This is a genomic window from Bacillus cereus group sp. MYBK95-2 (assembly GCF_051915225.1).
Lineage (GTDB): Bacteria > Bacillota > Bacilli > Bacillales > Bacillaceae_G > Bacillus_A > Bacillus_A cereus.
Map to the genome: position 1 here is coordinate 836,230 of NZ_JBQAEH010000001.1, position 15,256 is coordinate 851,485.

Consider the following 15,256-nt stretch of genomic DNA (forward strand, 5'->3'; position numbering starts at 1 on the left):
CTTATTGAAGTATGCTTTTGCGCATCATATTATTCACATACACTCGTTGATCCACTTTGAATTTCACGATTTGCAACGGATGTCTCGCTGCATCTAATTCGTTTCCATCCTCATCCCAAATTTTCTCCACCGTTTGCGTAAAGTTTTCTATTTCTGGTCCAAAGAACTCCACTTCATGTCCTGGTTTGAAATGATTACGTTGCTCAATCGTTACGATGCCCGTTTCTTCATTATAATCTAACACTAAACCAGCAAAATCATACGTTGTTTTCTTACTATGATTTCCAAACATTTGCTCTTGATGTCCTGGAACCCCTTCAAAGAATGCAGGAGCTGTATCACGATTTGCACATTTATCAAGCTCATCTAACCATTCTTGTTTAAACTCAAAGTTATCTGGATCCGCACAATAAGCATCAATTACTTTACGATATACAGTTGCTACAGTCGCTACGTAATGGATTGATTTCATACGTCCTTCTACCTTTAAGCTATCGATTCCGATTTCAATCATTTTCGGAATTGATAAAATTAAATTTAAATCTTTTGGACTCATCGCAAAGTGAGCATCTCCTTCTTGGAATAGAGGAAGCTCTTTTGCATCTTTATGTTGTGATACTGTTTGAACTAAATCATAATCCCAGCGGCAAGATTGGCAACAACCACCACGATTAGAATCACGCGCTGTCATATGGTTACTTAATGTGCATCTTCCTGAATATGCGATACACATTGCACCATGTACGAATGCTTCAATTTCAATATCCACTTTTTCTTTAATTTCTTTCATTTCTTCATAGCTTGCTTCACGAGCTAATACAAGACGATGTAAACCTTCTTCTTTCCAATACTGTGCTGCTTTCCAGTTGGATAGTGATTGCTGTGTGCTTAAATGCACCTCAACAGAAGGCGCTACGCGTTTACAAGTCTCAATGATAAGCGGATCAGCAACGATAATTCCCGTTACGCCAGCTTTTTCAATCCCTTTTAAATATTCCTCTAGCCCGTCCATATTTTCATTATGTGCAAAGATATTTGTTGTTACGTATATTTTTGCTCCATACTTCTTTGCAAACTCAACGCCTTCTGCCATTTCTTCTAGCGTAAAGTTACCTGCATTCGAACGAAGACCAAATTCTTGTCCACCTAAATATACAGCATCTGCCCCGTAATGGATAGCTACTTTTAATTTTTCTAAGTTACCCGCAGGGATTAACAGTTCAGGTTTCTTCACAATAACACGTTTGCCATCGATTACTCGTGAAATTTCTTGTACAGTCATTTCCTACACCCTCCTCGTTTAGTAAACCGTTTCTTTAAAGAAGAATCCTGTATCTAATGGACGATTTACTGGTTGCATTTCTTCTATTTCTTTATATAGATCATCTTTCACGTCATAATATGCATCACGATCTTCTACGCATAAATCAATCGCTTGACGATATTTCTTCGTTACTTCAATAATGTATTCAGAGCTTTTTAGTACACCGTCGATTTTTAAGCTATCAACTTCAGCTTCGATTAGTTCCTCTAATTCATCGATAAAACAAATATCGTTCGGACTCATAATGTGAGTACCATTTTCATCTTCATAAATTGGATATTTATTGTTACGCTCTGGGTCATATAAGAACATATTCTCTTCATATTTTTTCTTTTCAATGTCAAGATTACGTCCTTGATACTCAAAGTAGTTTCCTACTAATGAACGCTTCGATTGGAACATACAAGTCATACCGTGAATTTGTACTTCTAGTTCCACTTCAGCATTTTCTTTTAAATCAACAATTTCATCTAAGCTCAGCTCACGAGCTAATACAGCGCGCTTCGCTCCTCTTTGTCCCCAGTAGTTACAAGTGAACCAGTTTGTTGCTGTCGTTTCTGTATTCCAGTGCAACTGCATATTTGGTGCTACTTCGCGAACAGCCATTAATACCGCTGGATCTCCGAAAACAATTGCATCTACATTTACTTCGTTTAAAAATGAAACGTAATCTGTTAATTCTTCTACTTTATCGTTGTGGAACATAGCGTTCATGGCTACGTATACTTTCACACCATTTTCATGTGCAATCTTCACAGTTTGTTTTACATCTTCACGTGAAAACTCCCCTGCTAAACGTAAACCAAACTTTTGCTCACCGATCATTACCGCATCTGCTCCTGCTTTCGCAAGAGGTTCGATATCCGCCACCGCTCTTGGCGTTACTAACAATTCAGGTTTCTTCATACCTTGGTCACCCTCTCTTTTTACTAACAGCTACTCCATCACCAATTGGGAAAATCGTTGTATCATATCCTTCATGATTCATAAGCCACTCATTGTACGTCTTAATACGACGGATTAAACCACGTGTACGTCTGTTTTCAATTTTCTCTTTTGTCGTTACAAGACCGTGGTACATAACATTATCTGAAATAATTACTCCACCAGGATTTAATAACGGTTCATATAAGTCAAAAAAGCGACGATACTGTCCTTTTGCTGCATCAATAAAAATAACATCAAATGTCCCGTGTTCTTTTACTTGTTCACCTGTCTCTAACGCATCACCGTAAATAACTGAAATACGATCTGTTACTGGGGAACGTTCTATATATTCAAGTGCTTTTTCATATCTCTCACGATTGCGCTCAACTGTCACAATACGTGAATTTGGAATAGCTTGCATCATACGAATACTAGAATAACCGATTGCTGTTCCAAGTTCTAAAATGCTTTTCGGTCCAATTAAACGTAAAAATTGCAGCATAAATTCCATTCCAAGTCGATCCATAATCGGCACATGATTTTCTGTTGCATATTCTTCCATTTCAAGAATTAATTTATCTTTCGGATCAATAAATGATAATAGGTACTCGTTAACTGCATCCTCCATAAATGGTCCTCCTTATTTACATGGAGAAGTGCCTCTATGACGTCTTTTCACACATAGAATGCAATAAAAATACAAGCCAGCTTTACCCTTAGCTTGTACGTCCCGTTTTGATATTAAAAACGATTCTTCTGCCAGTTTTTAACCCGATATATTTTACCACAAAAAAGAGGGATGTGCGACTTTTTTCGCTATCCCTCCCCATTTCACTGTTTTTTCGTAATGTATTTTTGCTTTAATGCATTATGCTCTTCTAATGTTTTCGCATAATACACTTCACCACTTGGTGCAGCTAAGAAATAATAATAATCTGTTTGCGCAGGTTCTAACGCAGCTTCCACTGAATGTTTACCAGAGTTTGCGATCGGCCCTACCGGCAATCCTTTTACAACATACGTATTATACGGTGAGTTGACCTTTAAATCTTCGTATAATACACGTTGTTTATGCTTTCCAAGTGCATATAATACCGTTGGATCCGTTTGAAGTGGCATACCTTTTGTTAAACGATTATAAAAGACACTAGAGATCTTTTGACGATCTGTAAAACCAGTTGCCTCTTCTTCAATAAGTGAAGATAATGTTAAAAGCTGATGAACATCCCAATTCTTCGCTTTCATTTTCGCCTCATTTTGAACAATGATTGCATTTGTTTTCTCAAGCATTGGAATTACAATTTCTTCTAACGTCGTATCTTTCTTATAAAACGAATACGTTGCAGGATATAAATAACCTTCTAATGGGTATTTAATATTACTATCAAAGATTTTATCTGTTAATAACTTCGGATACTTTTGCTGCATTTTTTGAATAAATGCTTTATCGTTTAATTGACGCGTAACATCATCTTTATTCCACTTTAGTTCTGTCGCAATCGTTTCTGCAATTTCAGTTACTTGCGCCCCTTCTTTAATCGTCACTTTATAAAGAGCTGGACGATGCACGTTGCCAGATGACATTTGTTCGATCACATCTTCAGCATTCATTGAAGGATTTAATAAATATGTACCTGCTTGTAAACTTTTCGATTTAGCCTTTGTATAAAAACTAAAAACTGTACCGTTTTTTACAGCGCCTTTTTCTTCTAAAATTTCTCCAATTTTACTTGTAGATGATCCTTTCGGAATTTCTACTTCAATCTCTTTTTTATTCCCGCTATCAACTGGTCCTAATGCGGATGAAATATACGCATAGACTGAACCACAAACTAAAAGCAGTGCAATAATCGAAAATAAAAAGATGCGTCTACGCTTCTTTTTCACTTGATTCTCTATCAAAACATTTCCTCCTTACTTAATTGTAGACCGTATGTACACCTTTCTATACAGCACGATGTAAAAACGCAACAAATTCACTTATCTTTTTTAATTGATACTTTATTTTTCTACAATCCGTCTCATTATACTACAAAGACTTACACAGTTTCGACAAAAAATCTTTCATTTTACATATAAATACAAAAAAAGATGGACTGTATGTCGTCCATCTTTTCAGTACTTATTATTCAGCTTCTTGCTCATCAGCAATAGTGTTAAACGTTTCTTGTACCATTTCCCACTCTTCTTCTGATTCGATTGGAAGTAAAACTCCGCCCTCTTCTTCATTTTGCTCATAAGCCATTGCATCATAAATTGGGTCTCCATCTTCATCTACTTCACCGATTGGAGAGAAGATTACGTATGATTTTTTACCAAATTTGTCAGCATCAAAAGTGAAAATAATTTCACATAAATGTTCGTTACCTTTTTCGTCTACAATTGTAATTTGACGTTCTTCCATTTTGGTCACCTCTTATTTTCTATCTAAAAATCCTTGTAAGATTACGACTGCAGCCATCTTATCGATTACTTGTTTTCGCTTCTTACGACTTACATCAGCTGAAATGAGTAGACGTTCCGCTGCCATTGTTGACAAACGCTCGTCCCACATTACAACGTCTAATTGTAACAGCTCTCGTAGGTTTTCTGCAAATTGTTGGCACGCTTCACCACGTGGGCCAATTGTACCATTCATATTTTTAGGTAAACCTACTACTATTTTGTCCACATTGTACTGCTTTACTAACTCAGAAATACGATCAAAACCAAAGTGACCTCGTTCTTCGTTAATCTTAATTGTTTCTAATCCTTGTGCTGTCCAGCCCATCTCGTCGCTAATTGCAACTCCGACTGTTTTTGTACCTACATCTAAACCTAATATCCGCATAAACTACTCCTCACGATGATGTTTCAAGTAAGACTTCACAAGCTCTTCAATTAACTCATCACGTTCAAGCTTGCGAATGATGCTACGTGCATCTTTATGGCGAGGTATGTATGCTGGGTCTCCACTTAATAAATAACCGACGATTTGGTTAATCGGATTATAGCCTTTTTCTTGAAGTGCATCATACACAGTTAAAAGTACATCATTTACATGGACACTCTGTTTTTCATCTTGAATGCTAAACTTCATTGTTTTATCAAAACCGTCCATTTCAAGCACCTCACTTATATAGTAAGTATAGGGAGAAGAACTTCTCCTCTCCCTACCATTGTACACTACTATCTCTTTATTTTGAAACAGATTTAACGTACTCTTGTACAAATGCTAAAGCTTCTTCGACTTGAGCTGGGTTTTTACCGCCTGCTTGTGCCATATCAGGACGGCCACCACCGCCACCGCCGCAACGAGAAGCTACTTCTTTCACAAGTTTACCAGCATGGTAACCTTGGCTAATTAAGTCTTTCGTTACACCTGCTAGGATGTTTACTTTATCGTCATTAACAGACGCTAATACAACAACTGCTGACTCTAATTTATTTTTCAGATCATCCATCATCGTACGTAAGTTGTTCATATCTGCAACATTTACTTTCGCTGCTAATACATTCACACCATCAACTGTCATTACAGAATCAGTTAAGTTTCCAGCTTCGATATTGCTTAATTTCGCAGCAAGAGATTCATTTTCTTTTTGCAGTTGTTTCACTTCAGCAAATAGACCATCAACTCTTGTTAAAATATCTTTCGGATTTGTTTTCATTTTTCCTGCTGCTTCTTTTAATAAACCTACTTGATCGTTCATTAATTCGTATGCAGACTTACCAGTTACTGCTTCAATACGACGAGTTCCTGCACCAATACCAGACTCAGCAACGATTTTGAAAATACCGATAGAAGCTGTATTATCAACGTGACAACCACCACAAAGCTCTAAGCTGTAATCGCCAACTTGTACAACGCGTACAACATCTCCGTATTTTTCACCGAATAATGCCATTGCGCCCATTTCTTTCGCTTCTTCGATTGCTTTTTGAGAAATCTCAACATCAATACTTTCCCAAATTTTTTCGTTTACCATACGCTCAATTTTTTCTAATTCGTCAGCTTGTACTTGACCGAAGTGAGAGAAGTCAAAACGTAGACGTTCAGAAGTTACAAGAGAACCTGCTTGGTTAACGTGTGTTCCAAGTACGTCTTTTAATGCTTGGTGTAGTAAGTGAGTTGCTGTATGATTTTTTACAACGCTACTACGGTTTTTCGTATCGATAATAGCTTTTACAGCCGCATCTTTCGTTAATGTACCTTCTTCAACAACAACTTTATGCAAGTTTTGGCCGTTTGGTGCTTTTTGTACGTCTTTTACAAGAACTTTCACACCATCTGCAAGAAGGTAACCACGGTCTGCAATTTGTCCACCACTCTCAGCATAGAATGGTGTTACATCAAGAATTAACTGTCCTTCTTCACCAGCTTGTAAGCTGTCTGTGTATTCGCCGTTTTTCACAAGTGCAACAACGTTACTTTCTGTTGCAACTGTACCGTAACCAACGAATTCGCTCGCTACTTTAATTTCTCCAAGGACACCACCTTGAACTTGCATAGAATCAACGTCTTGACGAGCAGCACGTGCACGCTCACGTTGTTTTTCCATTTCATTTTCAAAACCTTCATGATCAACTGTCATGCCAGCTTCTTCTGCATATTCTTCTGTTAATTCAATTGGGAAACCGTATGTGTCATATAGACGGAACGCATCTACTCCAGAAATAACAGTTGTTTTTTCTTCTTTTGCTTTTGCAATTACTTCAGCTAAAATCGCTTCACCATCATGAAGTGTTTCATGGAAACGCTCTTCTTCGTTCTTCACAACTTTCGCAATGAAATCTTTCTTTTCAAGTACTTCTGGATAGAAGTCTTTCATTACTTCTCCAACAACCGGTACTAATTCAAACATAAATGGACGGTTGATGTTTAATTTCTTCGAATAACGAACAGCGCGGCGTAATAAACGACGTAATACATAACCACGGCCTTCGTTAGATGGAAGAGCACCGTCACCAACAGCGAATGTTACTGTACGGATATGGTCAGCAATTACTTTGAATGCCATATCTTTTTCTAAATCGCCATTACGATATTTTTCACCAGAAATTGTTTCTGTTGCACCAATCATCGGCATGAATAGGTCTGTATCAAAGTTCGTAGGTACATCTTGAACGATAGATGTCATACGCTCTAGACCCATCCCTGTATCAATGTTTTTCTTAGGAAGTGGTGTATATGAACCGTCTGGATTATGGTTAAATTGAGAGAATACAAGGTTCCATACTTCTAAGTAACGCTCGTTTTCTCCGCCTGGATATAATTCTGGGTCACTAAAGTCATTACCGTAAGCTTCTCCGCGGTCATAGAAAATCTCTGTATTCGGTCCACTTGGCCCTTCACCGATATCCCAGAAGTTTTCTTCTAAGCGGATAATACGCTCTTTTGGAACGCCCATTTTCTCATTCCAAATTGTGAATGCTTCTTCATCTTCTGGATGGATTGTAACTGATAGTAATTCTTTATCGAATCCGATCCATTTGTCGCTCGTTAAGAATTCCCAAGCCCATGTAATTGCTTCTTCTTTGAAGTAATCACCAATTGAGAAGTTTCCTAACATTTCAAAGAATGTATGGTGACGAGCTGTTTTCCCTACGTTTTCAATATCGTTTGTACGAATTGATTTTTGAGCATTTGTAATACGTGGATTTTGTGGGATTACACGTCCATCAAAATATTTTTTTAATGTAGCTACACCACTATTAATCCATAGAAGAGATGGATCTTCATGTGGAACTAGTGATGCACTAGGTTCTACTGCATGTCCTTTTTCTTGGAAAAAGTCTAAAAACATTTGACGAATTTGTGCGCCTGTTAGTTGTTTCATTGTATTTTCCTCCTTAAATATAAAAAACTCCCGTCCCTATAAAAGGGACGAGAGTTAACTCGCGATACCACCCTAATTATGAATTGATTACAATAACAATCAATTCATCACCTCATGGTGCCGTAACGTGGCAAGACGGCAGTGATTAGCTGCTCTCAGGATTAGCTTTCTGTTACCCTTCATTTAAAGCTTCTTTCAGCCATATGGAAGCTTCTCTCTATAAATGGACTGTAACGTACTTGTTCCGTCATTGATTTAATGTATTATATGACTAAATATAATAGAATTCTCTTAAGTTTGTCAATGTAGATAATCATTTATATTGTATTAATTGCTTATTAATCATAGGTATTCTACTATTCATTCTTAACAGCCTTTTCATATATTATGCGTTTATTAACAAATCGGAATCTCCTTATAAGAATGATTTATAAAAATTTCTAAATATTACTTTTTTTGCTATAATTAAATTATTGTTAATAAAATAAAGGAGCGATCACAATGACAACCTTACTTAGCAAAGCTAAAAACATATTAGCGACTGACGAAACGATATTATTTTACGCAGCATGTTCATTAGACATATTTATTTATCGTTCCGTCGCAAGGCCAGGATTGCTAATTTTAACGAACAAAAGACTATTCTTTTATGGGCCAGATGTAAGTAAGAATCCAATATTTGAAGAGTACTCTTTCGCAAAAATTTCTAATCTAAAAGAACAAAAGCGTCTTTTCAACAATCAAATTATATTTATGTATGATAACGAATGGAAAAAAATAAAACATATTCAAACAAATGATGTGAGCTCCCTCATTCAAAAAATACACGAGCAACTTTCTAAATAAATATATGATTAGCCCTCTATTTCTTACATAGAGGGCTTCTATACTTACACATCTTCTTTTTTCAAGAGCGGTCTCACATGAACAATGACAGTGCGAATAACTGCTAAAATCGGAACCGATATTAGCAATCCTACAATCCCAGCTACCTCTCCCCCAACTAGTAAGGCAAGCATAATAATAACGGGATGCATACGAAGTGACTTACCAACGATGTAAGGCGATAAAATGTTACTCTCCACAAATTGCAAAATCGCAATCGTGATCCCCGCCTTAATAAGTAAACTCGTTGATACTGTTGCTGCAATCATTAACGTCGGGATCGCTCCTAAAATAGGACCGAAGTATGGGATTATATCCGTTACCCCAATAATAATGCCAAGCAATAATGGATATTTCATACCGATAAACCAAAAAGAAAGAGCTGATACTCCCCCTAATACTAAACAAACAAATAACTGTCCTCGAATATAGCTTCCAAGTGACTTATCAATTTCTTTCGCAAGCATTTGCCCCGTACCTCGCCATTTACTTGGGACTAGTTTCCAAAAGATATGATAAAACTCACCATAATCTTTTAATATGTAAAATACAATGAACGGTATTAAGAAAATAATGAGCAATGAATCGAGTACACCACGAGCTGTACTCATCACTTTATTTAAAAGCGCTTGAATCTTCGTTTCCACACCCACAAAAAGTTGTTTCACCTTTTCATGAATGAACGAAGGGAAATTCGCTGTTTGTTCTGTAACGCCATCCATCCACGAATCGTACATCTTTGTAAACTGGGGAAATTGTTCATTAATCTCTTGTAACTGTTTAATAACGACTGGTGTTCCTTTATAAATCCCATAACCAATTCCGCCAAAGAAAAGGATATAAATGAGCAAAATGGCAAGTGTACGGGGCATCCCTTCCTTATGAATTTTTTCAATTAAAGGGTGCAATAAATACGCAATAAAACACGCGATAAGAAACGGCGTGATTGCTACTTTAAATACAAAAATAATCGGTGCCCATAGCGGCTTAATTTTTAAAAAGACGAGCAGACAAAGAAAAACAAGTAACAATAATCCTAAACGATATATCCAAATGATTTTAAGATTCTTCACATGAAAAACCTCCTCCACCTTTATTTTGAAAATAAATGGGGTAGGTTATGTGCGAAACTTTTAAAATCTTTTCATACGGACCATACTGTTTTTTAAAGACGTACATATAAATAACATAACAAGGACAACCACCCCTGAGAATACAGCATGAATTAATATAATCAGGAGGGCTAATTATGGTTTTGTTTATGCTTGGATTATCAGCACTTTTTATGATTCTTGAATGGATTTGTATCGGGTTCGGTATTTGGAAGGGGTTCTTTATTCATTCCTCACGTAAAGAAAAAGCGAAGCAATTATGGCAGTATGGAATACTTGGCGTTGGCTGCTACGGTCTATCTTATCTTTCCTCAGAGATCGGACTTTTTTATTTGCATATGGGTGCATAAAAAAACTCCCTTGTCTACAAGGGAGTTTTTCAATTTATCGAAATGATTATAAGTAAGACTTAATCATCTTACGTGCTTTTTTCATATTGCGTTTTGAAAATACATCTTGTTTACGAGCATATTGATATGCTGCAGCTCCAACACCTAATGCGATTAATGAATTGCGTAGATTCAAAGTAAATCCCCCTTTTCGTTATCCGATCGTTCTTTCATTCTCATCAAATAAATCATCAAGAGAGCTTAATGAACCGTCTTCCTCAACTTGATGTGTATGGATTTTCCCCTTTGAAACCGATAATTCGATATAACAATTCCAGCAATAAAATTGGTTGACACCTATTTTTCCAATGTCTTTCCCTTTGCAATTTGGACAAATGAACATATGGCTTTCATCTCCTTACAGTCTCCCAGATTCTATTCGCCATTATGTCCAAACTGCATTCATTTATACATTACTGGAGCCTTTCAACGCTATGCGTTTGAAAGTTTCACTATATAATTTCACCTTGTTACATGAAATCATACGGTGAAATGTTTTCCACGTCCATTTCCTCGCCATTAACTGTGACCATCTGTACTTCTCCTTGTGATTCTTGCAAGCGACTAGCTAAAGTTGTTTGACGCATTGCATCATCAAGGCGATTTACACCAGATTGGAAAGCTGCTTCCTCCCCGCAAATAATAAGGAACTTCTTACTTCTTGTAATACCCGTGTAAATTAAATTACGACGTAACATACGGTTGTAACTTTTCACGATTGGCATAATAACAATCGGAAATTCACTACCTTGTGATTTATGAATAGAACAACAATATGCATGCGTAATTTGATTTAAATCGGGCTTCGTATACGTTACCTCAATTCCATCAAATGAAACGATAATCATATCTTGTTGCTCAACATTTTCTTTTGCATAAAACACCGAAACAATTTCCCCAATATCACCATTAAACACTTGGCTCTCCGGCTGATTCACGAGTTGCAGTACTTTATCACCTCTTCGGTACACAACATCACCGTAAGCAATTTCTTTACTCTTTTCCCTCTTCGGATTAAATACTTGTTGCAGCGCTTCGTTTAATACATTAATACCAGCAGGCCCGCGGTACATCGGTGCTAATACTTGAACATCCCTTGCACTAAAGCCTTTTGTTTTAGCATTTTCGCAAACTTTTTTCACAACCTCAACAATTTGAGCCCCTGTACAGCTGATAAACGAACGATCTTTTTTGTTTTGCGCTAAATCTGGTGGTAGAGTTCCATTTTTTATCGCATGGGCAAGTTGAATCACTGATGAGCCTTCCGCTTGACGATAAATTTCAGTAAGCTTCACTGTCGGAACTGCGCCTGCATTTAATAAATCTTTTAATACTTGTCCAGGTCCTACAGATGGCAACTGATCTTCATCACCTACAACGATAACTTGAATATTCGTCGGCAACGACTTAAATAGCTGATTTGCAAGCCAAATATCAACCATTGAAAATTCATCGATAATAAGGAGCTTACCTTGGACAGGATCCGTTTCATTACGCTGGAAAGATCCTTCTGGCGTCCAACCAAGTAAACGGTGAATTGTGCAAGCTGGAAGTCCTGTCGATTCACTCATCCGCTTCGCTGCTCTTCCTGTTGGAGCTGTTAATAGTATTGGAAATGGATTATCATCACTGTATTCATTCGGATTTAACGATAATCCGTGAAGTGACGCATACATTTCAACAATCCCTTTAATAACTGTTGTTTTCCCGGTTCCTGGTCCACCTGTCAATAACATCATCGGTTTATGAAGTGCCGTTTGAATTGCTTCTTGCTGAAACGGTGCATATTGTACGTTCAGTTGTTCTTCAATTTCACCTAACGTTTTTAACACTTCCGCTTCTGGAAATGAAGGTGTTTCTTCTTGATTCATAAGCCTGCGAATAGACTTTACAACACCTTTTTCAGAGTAGAATAACGTCGCTAAATACACTCGTTCTTCTTCTATGATGACTTTCCCTTCACTTTGCATCGTTTCAATACAACCTATAATATCTTCCTCAGTCACTCTTCCTTCTTGATTGTTTAAAAGTGACATCGTTTCTCTTACAAGTTGATCTTTCCTCATATAAACATGACCAAGTTGTAATGAGACATTCTCTAATGTGTAAAAACATCCCGCTCGTACACGGTCGTCATGATTACCCGATATCCCTAACGCACGCCCTATATCATCCGCTCTTCCAAAACCAATCCCGTCCACTTCTTCAATAAGTTGATACGGATTATTACGAATCACTTCTAATGTCATCTCTTTATATTGCTGGTAAATCTTAATAGAAAGTTTCGTTCCAAAACCGTAGCCATTTAAAAAGCTCATTACTTTCTCTAATCCTTGATGTTCAACAATTGTCTCATATATTTCCTGAGCCTTTTGTTTATTAACAACACCATTTAACGCCTCAGGGTCATCCATAATTTTAGAAATAGCATGTTCTCCGAGATGGTCCACAATTTTTTCAGCTGTACGTTTTCCTATCCCTTTAAATAAATCACTCGCTAAATATTGCACCATACCTGCTTTTGTTTGCGGCAATTCTTTTTTAAATGTTTCAACCATATATTGTTTTCCATACTTTGGATGGTCCTTAAAATGACCTGTCAATGTAAACACTTCATCTTCATGCATGCGGGGAAAATGACCGTTTATCATTACTTTCTTTTCGTCATACGTTTCATTCGTTTCAATGACTTTCATACTGACAACGGAATAGAGGTTTTCTTCGTTGTGGAAAATGGTATGAAGAACTTGCGCTTTTATAAACTTTTTCTCTTCCTCAAACAAATCCATTGCATGTTGATTTCCCATCTTTCCTCTCCTTTCCGATATTTTCACTTTAATGAGCAGTACATCCCCCACCTTTTTAGATGAGGGATAACTACCCATTAAACTATATTTTTATCTTATTCAGCTTCTTGCTCTAATAAACGAACGCCATTACCCGCTAAAAAGTGATCTGGCTGAATTTCAGTTGCTTTCTTAAATAAAGCGAGAGCCTTCTCATTATTTTCCTCAAATACGTACGCAACACCTAAATTGTAATACGCATCTGCATGCTCTTCATCCATTTCTAATACCTTTTCAAAATAAGGTTTCGCCTCTTGAACATGTTCTAATCGCGCGAAGCAAAGTCCGCACTGGAATACAGCTTCTACATCGTTTTCATCTAATTCTGTTGCTCTTTGTAAGAATGGTAGTGCAAGACGATCATTTCCAAGCTGTACATGTGTGATACCTAACATAAATGTTACATCAGCTGATTGTAATCCAGCTTGCATTGCTTGTTCAAATACAGCTTTCGCCTCAGTAAATTGCTCTTGGCCATAATATACATTTCCTAAACCATAATAGGCAGCTGCAGATTTATCATCTAACTCTAGTGCGCGTTTATAAAATAAAATCGCTCGCTCGCTATCACCTAATACGTCTAATAAATTTGCAAAATTAATGTATCCAAGCGCATCTTTCGGATTTTCTTCGATTGCTTCTGTAAAATTTTTAGCTGCTTCTTCCCAGTTTCCTTCTTGCATATATTGAATACCTGTTTCAAGTTTGTTTGACATGTCCTTCACCTCTACAACAAATTATAACAAAGAATGTATTTTCCAAGCGAACGAAAATTCGCTTTATGTAAAAGAAACCTCTAACCGCTAATCGGCAGAGGCTTCTCGTTTATCCTAAATAATCCAATTTCTTACCACTACGGTATACTTCATCAATTGTAGCACCGCCTAAGCACTCATCTCCATCATAGAAAACGACTGCTTGTCCTGGTGTAATTGCACGAATTGGCTCATCACACAGAATACGAACTGTATTTTCATCAACGATTTGAACCGTTACTTTATTGTCTTCTTGACGATAACGGAATTTCGCCGTGCACTTAAATTCGGTTTCTTTTTCTTTGTTACTTACCCATCCTACATTCGTAGCAATAACTTCATCACCATATAGAAGTTCGTTATGGAATCCTTGATCAACATATAAAATGTTTTCTTTTAGATTTTTCCCAACAGCAAACCATGGATCACCATTACCACCAATTCCAAGGCCATGACGTTGTCCAATTGTATAATACATTAAACCGTCATGCTTCCCTTTCACTTCACCAGATAATGTTTGCATTACACCTGGTTGTGCCGGTAAGTAGTTACTTAAGAAATCTTTAAAGTTACGCTCACCAATGAAGCAAATACCTGTACTATCTTTTTTCGCCGCTGTCGCTAAGCCAGCTTCTTTCGCCATTTCACGAATTTGCGGTTTCTTTAATTCACCTAACGGGAACATTGTTTTTGATAATTGCTCTTGGCTTAATTGATTTAAGAAATATGTTTGATCTTTATTGTCATCAACGCCGCGAAGCATTTTATATTCGCCGTCCATATAAGCAACGCGTGCATAATGGCCTGTTGCCACATAATCCGCACCAAGCGCAATTGCATGCTCTAAAAATGCTTTAAATTTAATTTCTTTATTACACATTACATCTGGGTTTGGTGTACGACCAGCTCGATACTCATCTAAGAAGTACGTAAATACTTTATCCCAGTATTGTTTTTCAAAGTTTACTGCATAATACGGAATACCAATTTGGTTACACACTTCAATTACATCATTGTAATCTTCTGTTGCTGTGCAAACACCATTCTCATCTGTATCATCCCAGTTTTTCATAAAAATTCCGATTACATCATAACCTTGCTCTTTTAATAAAAGTGCTGCTACAGATGAATCGACGCCACCGGACATTCCGATGACAACGCGTGTTTCGTGAGGTAGTTTGTTCATCATGTCACCTCCC

Annotated in this window: 16 protein-coding genes and 1 other annotated feature; of the genes, 2 read left to right on the plus strand and 14 right to left on the minus strand. The window is 37.0% G+C overall.

Annotated elements, in window-relative coordinates; all coding sequences use genetic code 11:
• Position 1: 1 nt before the first annotated feature.
• The 8 genes from ACTFN4_RS04350 to alaS all read right to left on the minus strand — a co-directional run bounded on the left by ACTFN4_RS04350 (position 2) and on the right by alaS (position 8,070).
• Positions 2-1,282, minus strand: a complete 1,281-nt coding sequence (locus ACTFN4_RS04350) for a peptidase U32 family protein (RefSeq protein ID WP_000217974.1) — start codon at positions 1,280-1,282, stop codon at positions 2-4.
• Positions 1,283-1,300: 18 nt separating this feature from the next.
• Complete coding sequence (locus ACTFN4_RS04355) at positions 1,301-2,230, minus strand: peptidase U32 family protein (protein ID WP_000742801.1); 930 nt, start codon at positions 2,228-2,230, stop codon at positions 1,301-1,303.
• 7 nt (positions 2,231-2,237) lie between these two features.
• A complete protein-coding gene (locus ACTFN4_RS04360) occupies positions 2,238-2,879 on the minus strand; it encodes an O-methyltransferase (RefSeq protein WP_000389102.1) in 642 nt (213 codons plus the stop codon).
• Positions 2,880-3,082: 203 nt separating this feature from the next.
• The gene (gene mltG, locus ACTFN4_RS04365; RefSeq protein ID WP_000572139.1) at positions 3,083-4,153 is read right to left on the minus strand and encodes an endolytic transglycosylase MltG; all 1,071 of its coding nucleotides are present in this window, start codon (positions 4,151-4,153) and stop codon (positions 3,083-3,085) included.
• Positions 4,154-4,376: 223 nt separating this feature from the next.
• Positions 4,377-4,655, minus strand: coding sequence for a DUF1292 domain-containing protein (locus ACTFN4_RS04370; RefSeq protein WP_000392730.1), 279 nt, complete (start codon positions 4,653-4,655; stop codon positions 4,377-4,379).
• Positions 4,656-4,667: 12 nt separating this feature from the next.
• Complete coding sequence (gene ruvX, locus ACTFN4_RS04375) at positions 4,668-5,081, minus strand: Holliday junction resolvase RuvX (RefSeq protein ID WP_001221192.1); 414 nt, start codon at positions 5,079-5,081, stop codon at positions 4,668-4,670.
• Between the two features lie 3 nt (positions 5,082-5,084).
• Positions 5,085-5,351, minus strand: coding sequence for an IreB family regulatory phosphoprotein (locus tag ACTFN4_RS04380; protein WP_000348590.1), 267 nt, complete (start codon positions 5,349-5,351; stop codon positions 5,085-5,087).
• 76 nt (positions 5,352-5,427) lie between these two features.
• Positions 5,428-8,070: an alanine--tRNA ligase gene (gene alaS / locus ACTFN4_RS04385; RefSeq protein ID WP_000811825.1), complete on the minus strand. Its 2,643-nt coding sequence runs from the start codon at positions 8,068-8,070 to the stop codon at positions 5,428-5,430.
• 40 nt (positions 8,071-8,110) lie between these two features.
• Positions 8,111-8,330: a binding site (T-box leader), on the minus strand.
• Between the two features lie 241 nt (positions 8,331-8,571).
• Between alaS and ACTFN4_RS04390 the strand changes: the two genes are divergently transcribed.
• Positions 8,572-8,916: a PH domain-containing protein gene (locus tag ACTFN4_RS04390; protein WP_000209577.1), complete on the plus strand. Its 345-nt coding sequence runs from the start codon at positions 8,572-8,574 to the stop codon at positions 8,914-8,916.
• A 44-nt stretch (positions 8,917-8,960) separates the two neighbouring features.
• On the opposite strand, the gene ACTFN4_RS04395 is transcribed toward ACTFN4_RS04390, so the two are convergent.
• Entirely contained in the window at positions 8,961-10,028 is a 1,068-nt protein-coding gene (locus ACTFN4_RS04395) for an AI-2E family transporter (RefSeq protein WP_000793128.1), read from the minus strand.
• A 176-nt stretch (positions 10,029-10,204) separates the two neighbouring features.
• On the opposite strand from ACTFN4_RS04395, the gene ACTFN4_RS04400 reads away from it, so the two are divergent.
• Positions 10,205-10,417 carry a hypothetical protein gene (locus tag ACTFN4_RS04400; protein ID WP_410989134.1) on the plus strand — a complete coding sequence of 71 codons (213 nt, stop codon included), beginning with the start codon at positions 10,205-10,207 and terminating at the stop codon, positions 10,415-10,417.
• Positions 10,418-10,463: 46 nt separating this feature from the next.
• On the opposite strand, the gene ACTFN4_RS04405 is transcribed toward ACTFN4_RS04400, so the two are convergent.
• From ACTFN4_RS04405 to mnmA, 5 genes are all read right to left on the minus strand, one after another.
• A complete protein-coding gene (locus tag ACTFN4_RS04405; protein WP_001053553.1) occupies positions 10,464-10,592 on the minus strand; it encodes a YrzQ family protein in 129 nt (42 codons plus the stop codon).
• A gap of 18 nt (positions 10,593-10,610) precedes the next feature.
• Entirely contained in the window at positions 10,611-10,799 is a 189-nt protein-coding gene (locus ACTFN4_RS04410) for a hypothetical protein (protein ID WP_000469281.1), read from the minus strand.
• A 127-nt stretch (positions 10,800-10,926) separates the two neighbouring features.
• A complete protein-coding gene (recD2, locus tag ACTFN4_RS04415; RefSeq protein WP_000528082.1) occupies positions 10,927-13,263 on the minus strand; it encodes an SF1B family DNA helicase RecD2 in 2,337 nt (778 codons plus the stop codon).
• 95 nt (positions 13,264-13,358) lie between these two features.
• On the minus strand, positions 13,359-14,018 hold the full coding sequence (locus ACTFN4_RS04420) for a tetratricopeptide repeat protein (RefSeq protein ID WP_000066409.1): 660 nt from the start codon (positions 14,016-14,018) through the stop codon (positions 13,359-13,361).
• Positions 14,019-14,127: 109 nt separating this feature from the next.
• Positions 14,128-15,243 (minus strand): tRNA 2-thiouridine(34) synthase MnmA, encoded by a 1,116-nt coding sequence (gene mnmA / locus ACTFN4_RS04425; RefSeq protein ID WP_001038010.1) that lies wholly within the window; start codon positions 15,241-15,243, stop codon positions 14,128-14,130.
• Positions 15,244-15,256: the final 13 nt, after the last annotated feature.

Excerpts from the sequence above, each read along its gene's own strand:
- ACTFN4_RS04390 (WP_000209577.1), top strand. The coding sequence starts at position 8,572 with ATGACAACCTTACTTAGCAAAGCTAAAAACATATTAGCGACTGACGAA.
- ACTFN4_RS04355 (WP_000742801.1), bottom strand. The coding sequence starts at position 2,230 with ATGAAGAAACCTGAATTGTTAGTAACGCCAAGAGCGGTGGCGGATATC.
- alaS (WP_000811825.1), bottom strand. The coding sequence starts at position 8,070 with ATGAAACAACTAACAGGCGCACAAATTCGTCAAATGTTTTTAGACTTT.
- ACTFN4_RS04410 (WP_000469281.1), bottom strand. The coding sequence starts at position 10,799 with ATGTTCATTTGTCCAAATTGCAAAGGGAAAGACATTGGAAAAATAGGT.
- mnmA (WP_001038010.1), bottom strand. The coding sequence starts at position 15,243 with ATGAACAAACTACCTCACGAAACACGCGTTGTCATCGGAATGTCCGGT.
- ACTFN4_RS04420 (WP_000066409.1), bottom strand. The coding sequence starts at position 14,018 with ATGTCAAACAAACTTGAAACAGGTATTCAATATATGCAAGAAGGAAAC.
- ACTFN4_RS04400 (WP_410989134.1), top strand. The coding sequence starts at position 10,205 with ATGGTTTTGTTTATGCTTGGATTATCAGCACTTTTTATGATTCTTGAA.
- ruvX (WP_001221192.1), bottom strand. The coding sequence starts at position 5,081 with ATGCGGATATTAGGTTTAGATGTAGGTACAAAAACAGTCGGAGTTGCA.
- recD2 (WP_000528082.1), bottom strand. The coding sequence starts at position 13,263 with ATGGGAAATCAACATGCAATGGATTTGTTTGAGGAAGAGAAAAAGTTT.
- ACTFN4_RS04350 (WP_000217974.1), bottom strand. The coding sequence starts at position 1,282 with ATGACTGTACAAGAAATTTCACGAGTAATCGATGGCAAACGTGTTATT.
- ACTFN4_RS04370 (WP_000392730.1), bottom strand. The coding sequence starts at position 4,655 with ATGGAAGAACGTCAAATTACAATTGTAGACGAAAAAGGTAACGAACAT.
- ACTFN4_RS04360 (WP_000389102.1), bottom strand. The coding sequence starts at position 2,879 with ATGGAGGATGCAGTTAACGAGTACCTATTATCATTTATTGATCCGAAA.
- ACTFN4_RS04380 (WP_000348590.1), bottom strand. The coding sequence starts at position 5,351 with ATGGACGGTTTTGATAAAACAATGAAGTTTAGCATTCAAGATGAAAAA.